The organism is Acinetobacter sp. (assembly GCF_036666595.1).
Lineage (GTDB): Bacteria > Pseudomonadota > Gammaproteobacteria > Pseudomonadales > Moraxellaceae > Acinetobacter.
On sequence record NZ_JAVWVO010000004.1, the window covers coordinates 148,478 to 167,518 of the forward strand.

Sequence of the window (19,041 nt, forward strand, 5' to 3'; positions counted from 1 at the left end):
AGGTTCTTTTTTATTTGTGCTTATAAAAAATCTTTCAGGTTGGGTTTGATGCCATTCCAAATGGAAAAAGATTCAATCGCCTGACCAACCAGCATACCGTAGCCTTCCGAGGTGGGTACGCCGCGAGCTTTGGCTTGATCTAAAAAGGTTGAGGGTTTGCCATAGGCCATTTCATAGGCATGTTGAAATTGCAGGGCTTCAGGCAGAATGAGGGCATCGCCACTTAGGCTGGCAGAAGTTGCATTAATCACCAAGTCAAACTGACCTTCGAGCGCATCTAAGCCGATGGCTTGCAATGTCGCTTGCGGTACAGCTGCTTTTAAGTCACTCACCAGTTGCTCTGCACGGGCAAGAGTACGATTGGCAATCACAATTTTCTTCACCCCTGCTTGGACCAGTGGATAAATGACGCCGCGAGTTGCACCACCTGCACCGATGATCAGTACATCAGTCTGGTCTAAACTCCAGTCCAACGCACGAATAGCATCGACTAAGCCTTGTCCGTCGGTGTTGTCACCATGTAATTGATCATCGACCATCCACAGCGTATTGACTGCCTTTGCGATTTTAGCGCGTTCAGTGAGGACTGCGCAGGCTGCAAAGGCTTGTTCTTTAAACGGGACAGTGACATTAAGACCAATGCCACCCTGTGAGAAGAATTCTTGGATGTTGGCGAGGAAGCCATCGAGTGGCGCAAGACGTTTACTGTAGTTGAGGTTGAGCCCCATTTTTTGTGCAAACGCATGGTGAAGTTCAGGTGAGCGAGACTGCTCAATCGGGTTGCCAATGACAGCGAATTGTTTGCTCATCGCACCAACTCCATGTGAGAAATGCTATTCAATATACGGCAAATTACACGCAGGCTAAAGCGTTCAGTGGTTTTTTATCAACAGAGAAAAGAAAGGCGGCTTATGGATTACAGATGCTATGAATCGCATCAAACAATAATTTTGCTGCGGTCAGGGTTAAGCCGATACCTGCAAATACGGTGATGCTGATGGATGCATTGTCATTAAACGCACTTTCAGAAAAAATAGTGGTACTGATCGAGCTTAGCAACACAATAGCAAAGCAGAAAAGAACCATGGTGGTTGAGCTAACTCTTTTTGCGAACATGTTTGGGACCTCAGAGAACAGCAAAGGAGGATACTAAATATTGATGTCATTAAAATGAATACATTGAAAATGACTTAATTTAGCTTACGGTTTTTGCGAACTTAAAAGAACCCAATTGCTGTTTTAAACCTGTGACAATGCTTTAATAAATGCAAAGAAATGACGCTTTGTGTAGTGGTCATTCTACGGGGAATTCATTGGGAAATATATAAACTTTAATGTATAAGCTGCCCCAATCTAGTGAAAAGGGCATGCGCGGAGAAATAGAATTGTAAGACTGTGTGTCTATTTTAGCAGCTTGAGCCAATCTTGGGGTTTCAGGTAAAAGTCGGTCAATTTTTTCTCAGCAGAATCGGCCTCCCATTCAGGTCGATATGACCAACCCGCCAAATTCGGCAAGCTCACTAAAATCGATTCAATCCGGCCACCTGTTTGTAAACCAAAGAGTGTGCCGCGGTCATAAACTAAGTTATATTCGACATAACGACCACGACGATAGATTTGAAAGTCGCGTTGCGCCTCACTATAAGGCTTGTCTTGGTTATGCTGGAAAATCGGAAGAATGGCATTCAGATAGCCATTGCCGACGGCTTGGATATATTGGAAACAGGTTTCAAAGTCCCATTGATTGAGATCATCAAAGAACAGCCCGCCGACGCCACGTTGTTCATCACGGTGTTTTAAATAGAAATAGTCATCACACCATTGTTTATGTTCGGCATAGACTTCAGCGCCAAAGGGAGCACACAAGTCGTGTGCTGTCTGATGCCATGACAGCACATCTTCATCATTTGGGTAAAATGGAGTGAGATCGAAGCCCCCCCCAAACCACCAAATCGGATCTTGGCCTTCTTTTTCAGCCACGAATAAGCGCACATTGGCATGTGAAGTCGGGACATTCGGGTTTTTCGGATGGATCACTAGAGACACGCCCATGGCCTGTGCTTTGGCGCCTGCAATTTGCGGATGGCGTTCAGTCGCTGAAGCAGGGAGTTTAGATATGTTGATGTGTGAGAACATCACTCCGCCTTTTTCGATCACCGTGCCATTTTGCAGTACGCGTGAACGACCCCCACCGCCTTCAGGACGCTCCCAATCATCTATTTCAAACTGCGCAGTCCCGCCACCAGCACACTCTTGTTGTTCAAGTGCGGCACAAATACGAGCCTGTAAGTCGAGGAGAAATTCGCGAACGCGTTGGATATCCGCAGACGTTGGGTGCTGCATGAAAAGCCTCATGGGAAAAGATGAAAACTGCTTACATCAAAACATAAAACAGTAAAAAGATTAAGAATATTTTCCTTTGGGTTGTTTATTAGGATTCGGGCTAGCGATAAGTCAATAAAAATGAAATACAGCCATGTGAAAAATAATCTGACTAATTCACTAGGTTGAATTCTGATTCTAAGCTCAGCAGAATAACTACAGTACAGACCCGAGTTTGGCGATGCAGAATAGGCTGCATCTTCTGAATGCGGAAAAGCTGATGGTAAATATGAGCGATTCATTGATTCAAAAATACAATGTTCCTGGTCCACGTTATACCAGTTACCCAACGGTGCCGTATTGGGAAGAGGCGCAGTTTTCCTTAGATCAATGGAAACAGACGCTGAAAACATCGTTTGCTGAATCTAACTCGACTGAAGGCATGAGCTTGTATATTCATCTGCCTTTTTGCGAAAGTCTTTGTACTTTTTGTGGCTGCCACAAACGCGTGACCAAAAAACATGAGATGGAACAGCCCTATATTCAGGCCGTTTTAAAGGAATGGTCTCTTTATTGTGAATTACTTGAAGAAAAGCCGCGCATTAAAGAAATTCATTTGGGTGGGGGAACGCCAACCTTCTTTTCTCCAGCGCATTTAATTCAACTGATTGAAGGTATCCTCGCGCAGGCAGAGATTGCCGAGCAGCATGAGTTTAGCTTTGAAGGGCATCCGAATAATACTACGCGGGAGCATTTGCAAGCCTTGTATGACTTGGGCTTTCGCCGTGTTAGTTATGGGGTACAGGATTATAATGAAACCGTACAAAAAGCCATTCATCGGATACAGCCTTTTGAACATGTCGAGCAAGTGACGCAGTGGGCACGTGAAATAGGCTATAGCTCAATTTCACATGATTTGGTCTTTGGTCTGCCTTTTCAAAACTTGGATGATGTGCTCAATACCATTGATCAAACCAATCGTTTACGCCCAGATCGTCTGGCATTTTATAGTTATGCGCATGTGCCATGGATCAAAGGCAATGGACAGCGTGGGTTTAAAGACCATGATGTGCCGAAAGATGAAATAAAACGCCAGTGCTATGAAGAAGGGAAAAAGAAGCTGCTTGCACAGGGGTATCATGAAATTGGTATGGATCATTTTGCTTTAGAAAATGATGCGATGTACCAATCATTTCAGGCAGGCACTCTGCATCGCAATTTTATGGGTTATACCGCATCGAAAACCCAAGTGATGATAGGTTTGGGTATTTCATCCATCAGCGACAGTTGGTATAGCTTTGCGCAAAATGAAAAAAAACTCGAAGATTATTATGCGCGACTCGAGAACAATGAGCTTCCCGTCTATCGCGGGCATATTTTGAGTGCTGAAGATCTGATGATTCGTCGTCACATTTTAAATTTGATGTGTAATTTTCAGACGTCGTGGGCAGAGCCAGATATGCAATTTCCGGAATTGGCAGAGGTATTGGGACAACTGGAAGAAATGCGGGACGATGGTTTATTAGAGATTAAGTCACAAAGTATACGGGTGACTGAGCAGGGAAAAGCCTTTGTACGCAATATTTGTATGGCGTTCGATTTGCATTTAAAACGTCGTCGACCAGAGAGCCGTATTTTCTCCATGACGATCTAATTTGATTGAAGTGCTCTAAGCCGGCCTTTTTAAGCAGGCTTAGAGTATGTTTTCAAATTTTAAAAATCATCTTTCTTGTACAAGTGTGCCATGCGTTCATGTTTGGTTTTTAAATATTCTTCATTGAAAGGATTTAAACCGACCGTCAATGGTACACGATCCACCACATTGATCCCTTGCTCTTGCAGTGCTGCAATCTTTAACGGATTGTTAGTAATCAAACGGACTTGTTGAATATTGAGATGATCCAACATAATGCTGACCATGTCATAACGACGTGCATCGGCAGGGAGGTTGAGCATTAGGTTGGCATCGACCGTGTCATGCCCTTGGTCTTGTAGCGCATAAGCACGAATTTTATTGGTAAGCCCAATGCCACGACCTTCTTGACGCAAATACAGAATCACGCCTTGCCCAGCTTCATTGATCAGTTTTTGTGTGGCTTGCAATTGTGGACCACAGTCACACTTCAAGGACGCAAAGGCATCGCCCGTGAGACATTCGGAATGAACACGGACTAAAACGGGTTCTGTGATCGGCTGATCCAAACCTTTTGAGAGTGCAACATGTTCTTCACCGGTCTTAGGATCTTGAAATACGGTGATGTTAAACTCACCAAAAGCAGTCGGTAAACGGGATGTAGCAACAAATTCAATAGGCACAGCTAAACCTGTAAATAGTTCAGAAATTGGCTAAAGTATAGCGTAATGCATCGACATTGGTAGAATTGCATCCATGAATTTATGCAGAAGATTTTCTTTTTTGTATAAAGCGAACGATAATAGTTGATAAATAGTAAGATTATTCAGGATAATCACCTGCACTAAACGAACACCCAGTGAGAGCACTGCTCAAAACTGCATCGCTAGAAATATGGCTGATTGAAGGTGATAGCATTCGACGATATGATCGAATTACCCATTTGACCTAGCTAGATTTGCCAGGCTTTAGAAGGCTTTGCCATATTATGTTGTATACAGAAATACCAGCTCATCGCCCTGTAACACCGTTGTTGGATACGATTGATCATCCTCAACAACTTCGCTCGCTTGAGCAAAGTCAATTAGCACAAGTGGCAGACGAGCTACGTCAATTTATTCTGTATGCCGCAGGACAAAGTGGGGGACACTTTGGTGCAAACCTCGGTGTAGTCGAACTCACCGTGGCATTACATTATTGCTTTAACACACCGAATGACCGCTTAATTTGGGATGTTGGTCATCAAGCCTATCCGCATAAAGCCATGACTGGGCGCCGTGAACAGCTCACCACGATTCGTGCTAAAGATGGTTTGGCTGCCTTTCCTGCGCGTGATGAATCGGTGTTTGATACCTTTGGGGTCGGACATTCTTCGACTGCGATTTCAGCAGGCCTAGGTATGGCGCTGGCACGTCGTTATCAAAACAATCCATGTGAAGTGGTCGCGATCATTGGTGATGGGGCGATGACAGCGGGTATGGCCTTTGAAGCCATGAACGATGCAGTCGCGCATGATGCGGACTTGATGGTGGTGCTAAATGACAACGATATGTCGATTTCATGCAGCACAGGTGGTTTTGCTAAACATTTGGCTTCGATTTGGGAGAGTGGTCAGTCCATTAATATCTCAGCAGATGGCGAAGCTTATGTGCAGCCACACCCTGAATGGACCTATAACTCACGCTTACATAGCGCAGCGACAGATGCGGCTGACAACGTATTTAAAGCGATTGGTTTTGATTACTTTGGGCCTTTCGATGGACACGATGTCGAGCAGCTAACACAAGTCTTTACCGCATTGAAAAAACGTAAAGGGCCACGTTTAATTCATGTTTATACCAAAAAAGGCAAAGGCTTTGCCCCTGCTGAAGCTGACCAAATCAAATATCACGCGATTACAAAAATAAATGCCAAGTCTGCTCCACAAACAGCGCCCAAATATTCAGATGTCTTTGGTCAATGGTTATGTGATGAAGCCGCACAAGATGAGCGCTTACTGGCGATTACCCCTGCCATGTGCGAAGGCTCAGGTATGGTGGGTTTTGCCAAACAGTATCCACAGCGCTTTTTTGATGTCGCGATTGCAGAACAGCATGCTGTAACTTTGGCAGCGGGTATGGCATGTGAAGGCTTAAAACCTGTGGTTGCAATTTATTCGACTTTCTTGCAACGGGGCTATGATCAATTGATTCATGATGTGGCCCTGCAAAACCTCGATGTTACCTTTGGTATCGACCGTGCAGGCTTAGTGGGTGAAGATGGTCCGACTCATGCTGGGGCCTATGACTATGCCTTTATGCGCACCGTACCGAATTTGGTGATTATGGCGCCAAAAGACGAAAATGAATGTCGTCAAATGTTGCATACTGCTTATTTATACAATGGTCCTGCCGCCGTTCGTTACCCGCGTGGCAATGGTTTGGGTGTTGAGATTCAACAACAGATGACCCCGATGGAAATTGGCCAGGCTGAAATTGTAGCGAGCTTTAATGATGCCCAAGACGACGTTATTAGCATTCTTGCCTTTGGTAGTCGTGTTCAGGCTGCAGTAGAGGCAGCACAGAAATTGGCTGAGCAAGATTTAGCGGTTCGTGTGGTGAATATGCGCTTTGTTAAACCGCTTGATGAAAAGATGATAGCGACTTTAGCACCATCAACGGCTTTATTTGTTACGGTTGAAGAACATGCGGTGATGGCGGGTGCGGGCAGCGCAGTCAATGAATATTTGGCACAGGCTCAAATCGTGAAACCGATGTTAAATCTCGGTTTAGCGGATACATTTATGCATCAAGCCACGCATGCGCAAATGTTGCATCAGGCGGGACTAGATGCAGAAGGCATTGAAAGCTCGGTGCGCCAAGCGTGGTTAAAACTTGTACATATGGTTTAAGCACCGTTTTAAATTTTAGAAACATTTTTTCCCTAAAAGCCCCGATCTTTGATAAGATGAGCGGGCTTTTATGCATTATTCTTTATCAATATCTTCAAATTGTAGTGGGTGTTCAATGGAACCTATGGTGGTGATGGCTGCGCGTGCGGCTCAATTAGTCGGTCAAGAGCTTTTAAAAGCGCATCAAAATCGTCATAAGCTCGATCTACAAGTCGAAGAAAAAGGAATTGATGGTCCTGTAACGCGTGTAGACCGTTATTTGGAACAATTGGCTATCGATACCCTACGTAAAAGCTATAAAAATCACAGCTTCCTTGGTGAAGAGTTTGGTTTTCAAGAAGGTAAAGGTCACGACGCAGATTGGTGTTGGATCATCGACCCACTTGATGGCACTCTAAACTTCATTAACGGTGTTCCTCACTTCTGTATCTCTATTGCAGTTCAACATAAAGGCATTACTCAACACGGCGTAATTTACGACCCTGTGAAAGATGAGTTGTTCTCTGCAAGTCGTGGTCGTGGTGCCATGATGAACCAACGCCGTATTCGTGTAAATGTGAAAGACAGTCTTGAAAATACATTCATGTCTGTGGGTCATGCTTACCGTGCAAAACGTAATGGTGAAGTGATTTCTTATGCAAAAAATCATTTTGATTCGTTGTTAAATGTGACTGAAGCTGGTGCGCAATACCGTCGTACAGGTTCAGCAGCATTAGATTTGGCGTATGTGGCAGCAGGTCGTTTCGATGCGTATTTTGAACTCGGCTTAAAGCCTTGGGATATCGCAGCTGGTGAGTTGATCGTGAAAGAAGCGGGCGGCACAGTGGTTGATGCACGTGGTGGTAGCGAATCTATGGAAAATGGCCAAGTACTGGCATGTTCTATGAAAATGTTGAAACCTCTGATGAAAGCAGTTGTACCTGCTTGGGGTGAGGCTGTTAAGTAATAGCATGCAGATCGTGTTTTAAGACATTGAAAAAGCCCTCATAAGAGGGCTTTTCTTTGATGAGACATGAAAAAAGTAAAGGCCTTTGTGGTGATTTACTTTATGGCTTTGACCTCTATAGATTGTAAAACATAGGCTGTGCCAGATTCTGATCACCTCTGAATGAGGATCACGCTGTACAGAAATAAAGTGGGTTAAAATTAGCCAGCGTATAGACACCTATTTAAGCTTGCTGTGTGTAATGTTCATTACAGGTCAGATAGCATTTCAAATCGCGGTAGCATTAGAGCAAGAGCTAGTACAATTAATTGCGTTTTATGGCTGATAGTTGAGGGGTAGAACGTAGAATGCTATTCAATATTTTTCTAGATGGTCAAAAAAATTAAAGTGAAAACCTGCATTTATTCAATCTTTGAGGAAAATATTGTATCAATTTCACGAAAAGAGGTGACTTTTAAAAATATCCTGCTATACTCCGCCCACGCACTAAATTTCGTTCATTACCTGAACATTCTCTTCTATCATTGTGTATGCGCGTCCGGTCCAAAGAGAGGACATTATTTCGCGCCCCACCCAATCGCTTAAGCGATTCCTTCAGGTTGCGGCTGTAATCAAATGTGCGTTATACGCATCGTCGTTCTCGGATCGCCGCTGATTCTATATTTTCAGCGATTATTGCTGTGCCGCTTTTTGCCGATGTCCATCAGACCATATATTTAATGGAGCACCCATTTTTCGGGTGAAATACTCTATGAGCAAAACTTTTGCTGATTTTCCTTTACATGAATCGTTACAACAAGCTTTACAAAGCTTAGGTTTTACTTCTCCTACGCCTGTACAGGAACAATCGATTCCTGCAGCTTTGGAAGGTAAAGACCTTTTAGTATCTAGCCAAACAGGTTCAGGTAAAACTGCAGCGTTCTTACTTCCAACGTTAAACGCACTTGCAGCCCAAGAGACTTTCGTTCCGTTCAAAGAACGTATGAAAGCAATTACTCAACCAAATATTTTGGTTCTTTGCCCAACACGTGAGTTGGCGCAACAAGTAAGCCAAGATGCGATTGGGTTTGTCCGTCACATGAAAGGTGCACGTATTGCAGCGATCATGGGTGGTATGCCGTTTGGTAAGCAAATCCAACAGTTAAAAGGTGCGCAAGTTGTTGTTGCAACACCTGGTCGTTTACTTGACCTTGTAAACCGTCGTCAAATTAAATTAGACCAAGTTGATGCGCTTATTGTTGACGAAGCAGACCGTATGCTTGATCTAGGTTTCTCTGAAGACTTAGAAGCGATTAGCGATCTTGCTGCAAACCGTAAACAGACTTTAATGTTCTCTGCAACATTTGCTGGTCGTATCATTACACTTGCTGAACGCATGATGAATGATCCACAACGTATTGCAATCGAAACTGGTCACTCTACGAATACTGACATCACTCAGACTTTACACTGGACTGATGGCTTTGAGCACAAGAAAAAATTACTAACGCATTGGTTAAGTGCTGAAGATGTAGATCAAGCTGTTGTATTTGCTTCTACTCAAGAAGACACCGATATGTTGGCTGAAGAACTTGCTGAAGCAGGTTTATCAGTTGTAGCACTTCATGGTGCTATGCCACAAACTGTGCGTAACCGTCGTTTACGTAGCATCCGTGAAGGTCGTGCAAAAATTTTAGTTGCAACCGACGTTGCTGCACGTGGTCTTGACGTACCAACCATTTCACACGTAATTAACTTCGGTCTTCCAATGAAGAATGAAGACTATGTACACCGTATTGGTCGTACAGGTCGTGCGGGTCGTACTGGTAAAGCAATCACTTTAGCAACTTACCGTGAACGCGGTAAAATCCGTGCTTTAGAAGATTTCTTAGATGCGCGTTTGAATGTATCTGAAATTGAAGGTCTTGAGCCATCTCCACCTCCTGCACGCGGTAGTCGTGATGGCGGCGGTCGTGGTCGTGATGGCGGTGGTCGTGGTCGTGATGGCGGCGGTCGTGGTCGCGGTGGTTTCGGCGGTCGTGATGGCGGCGGTCGTGCTCGTTTCGAAGGTGAGTCTAACTTTAAACGTCGTGAAGGTGGTGATGACCGTCCACGTCGTAGCTACGATGACAAACCTCGTGGTGATCGTCCAGCATTTGGTGGTGAAGATCGTCCACGTCGTGAGTTTAATAATGATCGTCCACGTCGTGAAGGCGGTTTCGGTGATCGTCCACAACGTTCTTTTGATGACCGTCCAAAACGTGATTTTGGTGATCGTCCAGCGCCACGTCGTGAAGGTGGTTTCGGTGATCGTCCACAACGTTCGTTTGATGACCGTCCAAAGCGTGAATTCAACTCTGATCGTCCACGTCGCGAAGGTGGTTTCAACGATAAGCCACGTTTTGACTCGAATGATGACAACCGCGGTAACCGTGTAGACTACAAACCACGTCGTGAAGGTTCTTTTGGTGACCGTCCAAAACGTGATTTTGGTGATCGTCCAGCGCCACGTCGTGAAGGTGGTTTTGGCGACCGTCCACAACGTTCTTTTGGTGATGACCGTCCAAAACGCACTTTCGGTGGTGAAGACCGTCCTAAGCGTACTTTTGGTGGCGAAGACCGTCCTAAGCGTGAATTTAATTCAGATCGTCCACGTACTGAAGGTGGTTTTGACCGCCCACGTCGTAAGTTTAACGACTAAGTCTGAATGAATAAAAAAACCAGTGGAAACACTGGTTTTTTTTTGTCTACGGCTGTAAAAAAATAAATTAAAATGTATACTGAGTCATATTTTAATTGTATTGATAATAATGATGCACAATAATGAGGTTGAATCAATCGCCACACTCTCTGACGTGAAAGAGGTCAATATGGCACATTATCTCGGATTCTTTTTGCTGATTTGCAACATTCTTTTCTTTGTCTATAGTCGTTATGGATGAAGTATTTCATCTTATGTAGTTTGTTTTCGCTGTTCAAATAAATATAAATACAACCAACTGAAATCAATTCGTGCACAAAATTAGACACGGAATACGCTAACATATCGTTTTTTAATCCTTTATAGTATGCATGCTGAAAAAATGCAGGAAAACGCACAGCTATGAATAATCAAGCGCCTCTGACTGCTCAAGCCCTCATTGAGGTCAAAGACCTGAGCTTTAAGCGAGGGGAACGTGTCATTTATGATCAGGTCAATTTAAAAATTCGACAGGGTCAAATTACGGGCATTATGGGACCATCGGGTACGGGTAAAACTACTTTACTGCGTTTAATTGGAGGTCAATTGACCCCAGACCAAGGTGAAGTGCTTTTTGATGGGCAAAATATTGCGAAAATGTCACGCAAAGAGTTATTCGCTGCGCGTGCGCGTATGGGCATGCTTTTTCAAAGTGGCGCATTGTTTACCGATATGTCGGTGTATGAAAATGTGGCCTTTCCGATAAGAGCACATACCAAGCTGCCTGAGCATTTACTGTCAGAAATTATCTCTTTAAAACTTGAATCTGTCGGCTTACGTGGCGCAGAACAGATGATGCCTTCTGAGCTCTCAGGCGGGATGAACCGTCGTGTGGCTTTGGCACGTGCAATTGCACTGGATCCTGAGCTGATCATGTACGATGAGCCATTTGCAGGACAGGATCCAATTGTGAAGGGTGTACTCACACGTCTGATTCGCTCATTGCGAGAAGCTCTTGATTTAACAACAATTATTGTCTCACATGACGTGGCTGAAACCTTATCGATCGCAGACTATATATATGTTGTTGCTGAAGGTAAGGTGCAAGGTGAAGGCACGCCTGAACAATTACAGGCAAAAGCCTCTCCGTTTGTTAAACAGTTTTTAACAGGTGCAGTTGAAGGACCTGTCGATTATCAATTCAGCCATAAGGCATATCTAAATACTGAGGTGCAAGCATGAATGCGATAGCACTCTTAGGTCGACGCGTGATTGAACGGGTTCGCGGCATTGGTGTTGCCAGCCTGATGTTATTACAAATTTTATTTTCGATGCCCACTGCTTTAGGTGTTCGGTTATTTGTTTATCAAATGTACCGTGTTGGGGTGTTGTCGCTGCTCATTATTGTGGTGTCAGGGCTATTTATTGGTGCGGTACTGGGGTTACAGATGTATAGCATCTTGGTGACCTTTGGTAGTGAAGCGATGCTGGGTACAGCAGTTGCTTTGACCTTACTTCGTGAGTTAGCCCCTGTAGTTGCAGCATTGCTGTTTGCAGGTCGTGCGGGTTCTGCATTGACGGCTGAGATTGGCTTAATGAAAGCTACAGAGCAGTTGTCCAGTATGGAAATGATTGGGGTTGATCCACTTAAACGTGTGATTTCACCGCGACTTTGGGCCGGTATTTTTAGTTTGCCGATGTTGTCTGTCATCTTCGCTGCGGTGGGGATTATGGGCGGTAAAATGGTGGGTGTAGACTTCTTGGGTGCAGATGAAGGCTCTTACTGGAGTGGCATTCAAAGTAGCGTAGAGTTCTATAAAGATGTCCTGAATGGCACCATCGTTAAAAGTTTTGTTTTTGCTTTAATTTGTACATGGATTGCGGTGTATCAAGGCTATGCCTGTGAACCGACATCTGAAGGTATTGCGACATCAACCACACGCACTGTGGTGTATTCATCGCTCTGTGTTTTAGGTTTTGATTTTGTGTTGACTGCGGTCATGTTTGGAGGTGTTTAATGAAATCACGTGCAAGTGAGCTGGCAGTCGGCATATTTGTCATTTTGTTCGGTATCGCTTTGTTTTTTATTGCGATGCGAGTGAGTGGCTTGGTGGGATCAAATCTCAGTGATCGCTATGAAATGAGTGCAACCTTCGATAACGTAAATGGTTTAAAACCACGTGCTAAAGTGACGATGAGTGGGGTAAAAATTGGTCAAGTCGATCAAATAAGCTTAGACCCTGTGACACGTCTAGCGACTGTTTCTTTTTCTTTGGATGGTAAATTAACGACCTTTAATGCAGCACAACTCAAAGAAGTTGAAAAGAATGCACTTGAAGAGCTTCGTTACAGTAGCGACTATACCACTGCGGATGCTGCGCAACAAAAAGAAATGGAAAAGCAACTTATTGCGAACATGAAGTCCATCACCAGCATTGATGAAGATGCTTATATTATGGTGGCAACCAATGGTCTGCTAGGTGAGAAGTACTTGAAAATTGTTCCAGGGGGCGGTTTGAACTACGTAAAACGTGGTGAAAGCATTGGCAATACCCAAGGCACAATGGACCTAGAAGACTTAATTACTAAATTTATTACGGGTGGTGCAGGTAAATCGAAAGATGCTTCAGCAACAACTGAGCAACCTGAAACCGCTGAAACAGCAGATGCCAACGTGTCATTTGTTGAATGATTTGAAGAGGACCAATTGTAGTGAATACTTTATTGAAACAAACACTGACAGCTAGCATTTTAACTACAATGTTTGCAGGTACTGCTTTTGCAGCACCAAGTGAAGCACCACCTGCTTTTGTTAAAAAAGTGGCAGATGGTTTGATTGCGCGTTTAAAAGCGGATCATGCCAAGCTACAAAACAACCCAGCTGCTGTGAAAACGATTGTTCGTCAAAACTTAGACCCATATGTGGACTCACAAGCATTTTCTCGTATTGTGATGGGGACTTATGCAACCAATCAATACAGTACAGCTGCACAACGCGCAAAGTTTGAAAATAATTTCCGTGAAACACTGATTGAAAACTACGGTACCGCATTTGCGAAATTCAGCAATCAGACATATACCATCCGTCCGTATAAAGAAACCAATAGCAAAAACCCTGTGGTGACGATCGAATTTAATAACAAAGGCGAAAAAATCCCAGTGTCTTTCCAGTTGGCGGATAAAGGCAACCAATGGAAAATCCGTAATATCAATGTGTCGGGTATCGACCTTGGTTTACAGTTCCGTAATCAGTTCGCGGCAACGGTTAAACGTAATGGCGGCGATCTAGATAAAGCGATTGCAAATTTCCAACCTGATGCAGAAGCTGCAGTTGAAAAGAAAAAATAAGTAGGTGAAAGGTGATTAACTTTAGCAATCAGGAAATGCAGCTTTCAGGTCAGATTACATATGACAATGCTGAAAGCTACTATCAACAAGGTTTGAAGGTGATTCAGTCACAGTCTTACCCTGTGGTGGTGAATCTGGCCCAGCTTGAGCATGGAAGTACATTAGCATTAGCAGTATTGGTGCGTTGGTTGCGTCAAACACCCGATGCATATAGTTTACATTTTAAAGCTGTACCTGAAAAAATGATGAAGGTGATTCAAGCCTGTCATTTACAGGACGACTTAAAGTTAATCCCTTAAATAAAAAAAGCACCCTAAGGTGCTTTTTTTATATGTTGTATTTCTTAAATCTATGAGGAAAAGCCGTGTTTTAAACTGTACTTAAATCCATTTTTTCCAACGGAAGTAAATCAACGGGCCAATCAGGAACGCCATTAAGATCAGGCTCACCACGATAAAACTGGTGCCGCCTTTGGCAAAAGGCAACACGTCGGTGTTCATGCCGTAAATACTGGCAATCAGCATCGGTGGAGCAAGCATACTGGGTAAGATAGAGAAGCGACGAATCGTGTCATTCTGCTCGGTGTTAATGAAGCCTGAAGTGGTGTCCAGTAAGAATCGTACTTTTTGGAACAAGAAGGCATCGTGCTCAACCAGTGAGCGAACGTCTTCACTGAGCTCTCGAATGTCTGCATCATAAATATGACTGCCTAAAGCACGCGGGCGTGATAAAAAGGTCAGTACACGACGTAAGTCAATCAAACACAGCTGTGCTTTTCCAAGCATATCTTCCAAGTGGGCCAGACGGGTAATCATGTCATCTAAGTCGAGAATCATCTCACGGTGACGGTTATTCAGTACTTCTGTGGAATACTTTTCCAAGTCCTTGTGGATATCTTCTAAGATATCCGCAAGCTCGTCCAGCTTTGCCTCGAGTAAACCAAGTAAGATCCACGTTGGATCTTTATAGTCAATTTCGTAGTCATTGCGGCGCGCACGCGCACGAAAGGCACGGAACGCCACCAGTTTTTCCCCGCGAAGGGTAAACAGGCGTTCTTTATGCAAAATGAAAGCGACAGTTTGTACCGTGGCAAGGGCACCGCTGCTTTCTTCAGGCTCACCATCGACTTGATAGTTTTTATTTTTCGTTAAAAAATACGTACTGATATGCAAAATACCGTCGTCATCACGGTAGAATCGAGCTGAAGATGAAATGTCTTCGAGTGATTTTAGCGTAGGTAAATTTTGTTCATATGCATCTAAAATCCACTGTTGTTCTTCTTGGGAGGGAGCAATGAGGTCAAGCCAGACCAAATCGGGCTGAAGATCGAAATCGCCATTAATGGTGATGTCTTCTAAGCTACCGCGCTCTGTGGCGTAAAAGGCTTCAAGCATGCCGTCTTTCTCCTTTGCGCAGTAATGGTTGAAGTGGATGGGTGTATTTTAGACAAGGATTGCAATAAAAACACTGATCGAATGGTTAAATTGCTAAAAAATATCCATTCATTTTAGTGAAGTTGCATGACAATTAAATATCAGAGTAAAAAATGACAAATTCAATTGCGATCTTTTGTGGTTCCGCATTAGGTTCAGATCAAATCTTTTCCGAAACAGCACGTCAGGTTGGACACGCCATTGCAGAACAAGGCAAAACCTTGGTCTATGGTGGTGGTCGTTCAGGCTTAATGGGTATTGTGGCAGACAGTGCTTTAGAGGCAGGCGGTCAAGTGATTGGCGTGATTCCACACGTGTTGGTGGATCGTGAGTTGGCACATCAAGGCCTGACCGAGTTACATGTCGTAAAAGATATGCAAGAGCGTAAACTGAAAATGTCAGCCTTGTCGGATGGATTTATTGCAATGCCTGGCGGCGCAGGGACTTTAGAAGAGATTTTTGAACAATGGACGTGGGCTCAGCTCGGCATTCACCTTAAGCCGAATGCCTTTTTAAATGTAAATGGCTTTTATGATGATTTACTTAAATTTCTGAAGATGACCACCGACAAAGGCTTTACCCATGCACGCTTTACCGACAGTCTGATTGTATCGGATTCGGTCAGAGCAATTTTAAAGCAGATGGATCAGTTCCAAGCACCTGAGCCGAAGTGGGGCATGGTTGATCCTGAGTTGTTGGATGTCAAAGCATGAAGGTGATTACGGTCGCTGCGGCTATTATTGTGAATGAACAGCAGCAGCTTTTGTTGGTGCGTAAGCAGAATACCGCATGTTTTATGCAAGTGGGCGGTAAGCTTGAGCCCAATGAAGCACCTGAGCAAACCATGCTGCGTGAGATTCGGGAGGAAATTGGAAGTGATGCGATGATTGAACAGTTTGTCGGTCGTTTTGAAACAGCCACCGCTAATGAACCTGATTTTAAATTGGTCAGCTATGTTTACCATGTTCAGCTTCAGCAAGCGCCACAAATTGCGGCTGAAATTGCAGAAATGAAATGGATCACTTTGAATGACCAGCAGACTGTACTTGCACCGCTGACCACTGAGGTGGTCATGCCATGGGTACGTAAACACTTAGTGATTGAAGCAGTCTAATTATTCAAGCGCATAGGCAATACACACGGCGCTGACTTTATGACAACCTAATTGTTCAAGTTGTAAAGTCAGGGCCTGAATGGAGCTGCCTGTGGTCACGACATCATCCAAAATCAAAACACGTCGGTAGAGTTTTGCATACTGACGTTGCTGTGGATCGATTTTAAATTGTTGTTGAATTTGATCTAAGCGTTCCAGTCGACTGAGTCCTTTTTGTGAATGTTGATGCAGTCGTATCACAGGTTGCCAAATGGGAACATTTAACTGTTTGGCTAAGTCTTTGGCGAGGATCATTGATTGGTTATAGCCACGTTCCGCTAAACGCTGAGTCGAAATCGGCATAGGAACAATTGCTTGCACTTTCGGTAAGCGAATTTGCTGAAGAATGCCTGACAGTAGAGGCTGCCAATGCAGTTGTTGTTCGTATTTGAACTGCTGAATAAGATGATCTAAAGGATATTGATACTGTCCTGCGACATGAATGCTCAGCTCTTGTTTTTCAATGGTCTGTGGATGCAGTGGGAGTTGTTGCCAGCAATCCAGACAGACCGAATGCAGATCTGCGCGGACAATGCCACACAACTGACAAGGCTGAGCTTTGCGTAGCAACTGTTTGGCGGTGTACAGCAGATGACTAAACATAGGCATAGCGTGGTGCTTCAGGCAGCCAGCGTTTTAGTAAGGCTTCAGCATTTCTAGGATAGTCTTTTAAAATCTGCGCTGCGACAAAATGGGCTTGATTGAGCAAATGATCATCGCGCTCCAGTTTGGCTACGCGAAAGCCCATATCACCCGTTTGTTTGGTACCGAGCAATTCACCGGGGCCGCGGATTTCCAAATCTTTTTCGGCAATTAAAAAGCCATCATTGGTTTCACGCATGATGCGTAGGCGTTCTTGTCCATTTTGAGACAGCGGGCTTTTATATAGCAGGGCGCAAAAGCTGGCCTTGGCGCCTCGACCAACACGACCACGTAATTGGTGTAATTGAGAGAGTCCTAAACGCTCCGCATTTTCAATCACCATGATCGAGGCATTTGGTACATCGACCCCCACTTCAATCACTGTGGTCGCAATCAAGAGTTGTAATTCATTGGCTTTAAACTGTTGCATCACTGCTTGTTTTTCGTCGGCTTTCATTTTGCCATGTACAAGACCAATGTTGAGTTCGGGGAAACGTTCTTTAATTTCTAAATAGGTCGCTTCAGCGGCTTGAGCATCTAAGGTTTCAGACTCTTCAACTAAGGTGCAGACCCAGTAAGCTTGTTTGCCTTCTAGGCAGTTACTGGCAATACGTTGTAGGACTTCTTCTCGGCGGTCGAGTGGAATGGTCACGGTTTGAATTGGCGTTCGTCCAGGTGGAAGTTCATCAATCACGGACGTGTCCAAGTCTCCATAGGCAGACATGGCTAAAGTTCGTGGAATAGGCGTTGCGGTCATCACCAATTGATGTGGGGTCATATTCTGCGCTCCTTTATTGCGTAAGGCTAAGCGCTGATCGACCCCGAAGCGGTGCTGCTCATCAATAATTACTAATCCAAGTTTGGCAAAGCGGACATTGTCTTGAAACAGGGCGTGTGTACCCACCACCAGATGCGCTGTGCCATCAACTATGGCTTGTTCGGCTGCGGCACGGGCTTTGCCTTTTTGTTTGCCTGAAAGCCAAGACACACTGAGTCCCAAAGGCTCAAACCATTTTTTAAAATTGAGATAATGTTGTTCCGCCAAAATTTCAGTCGGTGCCATTAACGCCACTTGCCAACCTTCTTCTAAGGCATGGCAGGCTGCGACTCCTGCGACCAAGGTTTTGCCTGCGCCGACATCGCCTTGAACCAAACGTAGCATTGGTTTATTGAGTTTTAAGTCTTGTACGATTTCTTTGGAGACACGCTTTTGTGCATTGGTCATTTCAAAAGGTAGGCTGCTGAGCAGTTGTTTGGCAAACTGATGACTGGCAGAAATACGCGGCGCTTCAATTTGTTGGATATAGGCGCGACGACTTAATAGACTGACTTGATGCGCAACCAACTCTTCAAAAATCAAACGTTGCTGGGCCGGGTGTGAGCCTTGGCTCAGTTGCAGCATATTGGCATCTACAGGAGGATGATGGATGTAGTCCAACGCCTGTTTAAGTGCATAGCCATTGGTAAATTTTGCGGGCAGCAGTTCAGGTAAATCATCACTGTGCTTGGCTAAAGCCTGTTTGATGTATTCACGAAACTTAGGCTGCGTCAGACCTTCTGTGCTGGGGTAAATTGCAGTCAGTTGGGTTTGTGGAAGCGGCGTATGTTCTGTAATGAGTTGAATTTCAGGATGATACATTTCCAAGCCACGCGCACCCACACGGACTTCACCAAAAATGCGTAGACGATTACCGATCTTTGCGCGGTCCGTTAAGCCTTTATAAATATGGTAAAAGCGCAAAGTCACTTTGCCAAAGTCGTCTTGCAGTCCAATCGCCATCGATTTACGTTTACCCGGCGGGAAGTCCACGCCTTGAATCGTGCCTTCGAGTAGGTAGCTACGCCCAACCGTTAATTGGTTCATCGGGATGATCGTGCTACGATCTTCATAGTCTCGTGGCAGATGAAACAGTAGATCATCTGTGGTGAAGAGATTCAACTTTTCAAGTAGTGCAGCAGAGGCAGCTCCGACCCCCTGCAACTGATGGACTGCAGCCATGTCCCCTCAACTTTGT

Annotated in this window: 18 protein-coding genes; 11 read left to right on the forward strand and 7 right to left on the reverse strand. The window is 44.4% G+C overall.

The features are described 5' to 3' along the window. Positions 1–20 precede the first annotated feature (20 nt). The 3 genes from aroE to hemF form a co-directional block, all read right to left on the reverse strand. Positions 21–809 carry a shikimate dehydrogenase gene (gene aroE, locus RR876_RS07635; protein ID WP_332476437.1) on the reverse strand — a complete coding sequence of 263 codons (789 nt, stop codon included), beginning with the start codon at positions 807–809 and terminating at the stop codon, positions 21–23. Between the two features lie 100 nt (positions 810–909). Further along, entirely contained in the window at positions 910–1,116 is a 207-nt protein-coding gene (locus tag RR876_RS07640; RefSeq protein WP_010327619.1) for a hypothetical protein, read from the reverse strand. Between the two features lie 285 nt (positions 1,117–1,401). After that, entirely contained in the window at positions 1,402–2,343 is a 942-nt protein-coding gene (gene hemF / locus RR876_RS07645; RefSeq protein ID WP_125281028.1) for an oxygen-dependent coproporphyrinogen oxidase, read from the reverse strand. A gap of 259 nt (positions 2,344–2,602) precedes the next feature. On the opposite strand from hemF, the gene hemN reads away from it, so the two are divergent. Further along, the gene (gene hemN, locus RR876_RS07650; RefSeq protein WP_332476440.1) at positions 2,603–3,976 is read left to right on the forward strand and encodes an oxygen-independent coproporphyrinogen III oxidase; all 1,374 of its coding nucleotides are present in this window, start codon (positions 2,603–2,605) and stop codon (positions 3,974–3,976) included. Between the two features lie 59 nt (positions 3,977–4,035). Here hemN and ribA read toward each other — a convergent pair whose 3' ends face one another. Next, positions 4,036–4,638, reverse strand: coding sequence for a GTP cyclohydrolase II (gene ribA, locus RR876_RS07655; RefSeq protein WP_058870370.1), 603 nt, complete (start codon positions 4,636–4,638; stop codon positions 4,036–4,038). A 305-nt stretch (positions 4,639–4,943) separates the two neighbouring features. On the opposite strand from ribA, the gene dxs reads away from it, so the two are divergent. The 8 genes from dxs to RR876_RS07695 all read left to right on the forward strand — a co-directional run bounded on the left by dxs (position 4,944) and on the right by RR876_RS07695 (position 14,097). Beyond that, positions 4,944–6,845 carry a 1-deoxy-D-xylulose-5-phosphate synthase gene (gene dxs / locus RR876_RS07660; protein WP_332481902.1) on the forward strand — a complete coding sequence of 634 codons (1,902 nt, stop codon included), beginning with the start codon at positions 4,944–4,946 and terminating at the stop codon, positions 6,843–6,845. 115 nt (positions 6,846–6,960) lie between these two features. Further along, positions 6,961–7,791, forward strand: a complete 831-nt coding sequence (locus RR876_RS07665; RefSeq protein WP_332476442.1) for an inositol monophosphatase family protein — start codon at positions 6,961–6,963, stop codon at positions 7,789–7,791. A 751-nt stretch (positions 7,792–8,542) separates the two neighbouring features. After that, positions 8,543–10,471, forward strand: a complete 1,929-nt coding sequence (locus RR876_RS07670) for a DEAD/DEAH box helicase (protein ID WP_078426686.1) — start codon at positions 8,543–8,545, stop codon at positions 10,469–10,471. Positions 10,472–10,873: 402 nt separating this feature from the next. Further along, positions 10,874–11,692: an ABC transporter ATP-binding protein gene (locus tag RR876_RS07675; RefSeq protein WP_062032560.1), complete on the forward strand. Its 819-nt coding sequence runs from the start codon at positions 10,874–10,876 to the stop codon at positions 11,690–11,692. Further along, on the forward strand, positions 11,689–12,468 hold the full coding sequence (mlaE, locus tag RR876_RS07680) for a lipid asymmetry maintenance ABC transporter permease subunit MlaE (protein WP_332476443.1): 780 nt from the start codon (positions 11,689–11,691) through the stop codon (positions 12,466–12,468). Before RR876_RS07675 ends, mlaE begins: the two co-directional genes overlap by 4 nt. Beyond that, the gene (locus RR876_RS07685) at positions 12,468–13,142 is read left to right on the forward strand and encodes an outer membrane lipid asymmetry maintenance protein MlaD (protein WP_159127892.1); all 675 of its coding nucleotides are present in this window, start codon (positions 12,468–12,470) and stop codon (positions 13,140–13,142) included. The genes mlaE and RR876_RS07685 overlap by 1 nt, the downstream gene beginning before the upstream one ends. A 20-nt stretch (positions 13,143–13,162) precedes the next feature. After that, positions 13,163–13,798, forward strand: coding sequence for an ABC transporter substrate-binding protein (locus tag RR876_RS07690; protein ID WP_332476444.1), 636 nt, complete (start codon positions 13,163–13,165; stop codon positions 13,796–13,798). A gap of 11 nt (positions 13,799–13,809) precedes the next feature. Next, positions 13,810–14,097 carry an STAS domain-containing protein gene (locus RR876_RS07695; RefSeq protein WP_332481903.1) on the forward strand — a complete coding sequence of 96 codons (288 nt, stop codon included), beginning with the start codon at positions 13,810–13,812 and terminating at the stop codon, positions 14,095–14,097. An 81-nt stretch (positions 14,098–14,178) separates the two neighbouring features. On the opposite strand, the gene RR876_RS07700 is transcribed toward RR876_RS07695, so the two are convergent. Continuing rightward, entirely contained in the window at positions 14,179–15,192 is a 1,014-nt protein-coding gene (locus tag RR876_RS07700) for a CorA family divalent cation transporter (protein ID WP_004691361.1), read from the reverse strand. Positions 15,193–15,344: 152 nt separating this feature from the next. Here RR876_RS07700 and RR876_RS07705 point away from each other — a divergent pair, with 152 nt between their 5' ends. Both RR876_RS07705 and RR876_RS07710 read left to right on the forward strand, forming a co-directional pair. After that, a complete protein-coding gene (locus RR876_RS07705) occupies positions 15,345–15,944 on the forward strand; it encodes a TIGR00730 family Rossman fold protein (protein ID WP_279678739.1) in 600 nt (199 codons plus the stop codon). After that, positions 15,941–16,345, forward strand: coding sequence for an NUDIX domain-containing protein (locus RR876_RS07710; RefSeq protein ID WP_332476445.1), 405 nt, complete (start codon positions 15,941–15,943; stop codon positions 16,343–16,345). The genes RR876_RS07705 and RR876_RS07710 overlap by 4 nt, the downstream gene beginning before the upstream one ends. Here the strand turns inward: RR876_RS07710 and RR876_RS07715 are convergent, their stop codons facing one another. Then, a complete protein-coding gene (locus RR876_RS07715) occupies positions 16,346–16,993 on the reverse strand; it encodes a ComF family protein (RefSeq protein ID WP_332476446.1) in 648 nt (215 codons plus the stop codon). Next, positions 16,980–19,025 (reverse strand): ATP-dependent DNA helicase RecG, encoded by a 2,046-nt coding sequence (gene recG / locus RR876_RS07720; RefSeq protein WP_332476447.1) that lies wholly within the window; start codon positions 19,023–19,025, stop codon positions 16,980–16,982. The genes RR876_RS07715 and recG overlap by 14 nt, the downstream gene beginning before the upstream one ends. Between the last annotated feature and the right edge of the window lie 16 nt (positions 19,026–19,041).

Coding starts and splice junctions, on each gene's coding strand:
- aroE (WP_332476437.1), bottom strand. CDS start 809: ATGAGCAAACAATTCGCTGTCATTGGCAACCCGATTGAGCAGTCTCGC.
- RR876_RS07640 (WP_010327619.1), bottom strand. CDS start 1,116: ATGTTCGCAAAAAGAGTTAGCTCAACCACCATGGTTCTTTTCTGCTTT.
- hemF (WP_125281028.1), bottom strand. CDS start 2,343: ATGCAGCACCCAACGTCTGCGGATATCCAACGCGTTCGCGAATTTCTC.
- hemN (WP_332476440.1), top strand. CDS start 2,603: ATGGTAAATATGAGCGATTCATTGATTCAAAAATACAATGTTCCTGGT.
- dxs (WP_332481902.1), top strand. CDS start 4,944: ATGTTGTATACAGAAATACCAGCTCATCGCCCTGTAACACCGTTGTTG.
- RR876_RS07665 (WP_332476442.1), top strand. CDS start 6,961: ATGGAACCTATGGTGGTGATGGCTGCGCGTGCGGCTCAATTAGTCGGT.
- RR876_RS07670 (WP_078426686.1), top strand. CDS start 8,543: ATGAGCAAAACTTTTGCTGATTTTCCTTTACATGAATCGTTACAACAA.
- RR876_RS07675 (WP_062032560.1), top strand. CDS start 10,874: ATGAATAATCAAGCGCCTCTGACTGCTCAAGCCCTCATTGAGGTCAAA.
- mlaE (WP_332476443.1), top strand. CDS start 11,689: ATGAATGCGATAGCACTCTTAGGTCGACGCGTGATTGAACGGGTTCGC.
- RR876_RS07685 (WP_159127892.1), top strand. CDS start 12,468: ATGAAATCACGTGCAAGTGAGCTGGCAGTCGGCATATTTGTCATTTTG.
- RR876_RS07700 (WP_004691361.1), bottom strand. CDS start 15,192: ATGCTTGAAGCCTTTTACGCCACAGAGCGCGGTAGCTTAGAAGACATC.
- RR876_RS07705 (WP_279678739.1), top strand. CDS start 15,345: ATGACAAATTCAATTGCGATCTTTTGTGGTTCCGCATTAGGTTCAGAT.
- RR876_RS07710 (WP_332476445.1), top strand. CDS start 15,941: ATGAAGGTGATTACGGTCGCTGCGGCTATTATTGTGAATGAACAGCAG.
- RR876_RS07715 (WP_332476446.1), bottom strand. CDS start 16,993: ATGCCTATGTTTAGTCATCTGCTGTACACCGCCAAACAGTTGCTACGC.
- recG (WP_332476447.1), bottom strand. CDS start 19,025: ATGGCTGCAGTCCATCAGTTGCAGGGGGTCGGAGCTGCCTCTGCTGCA.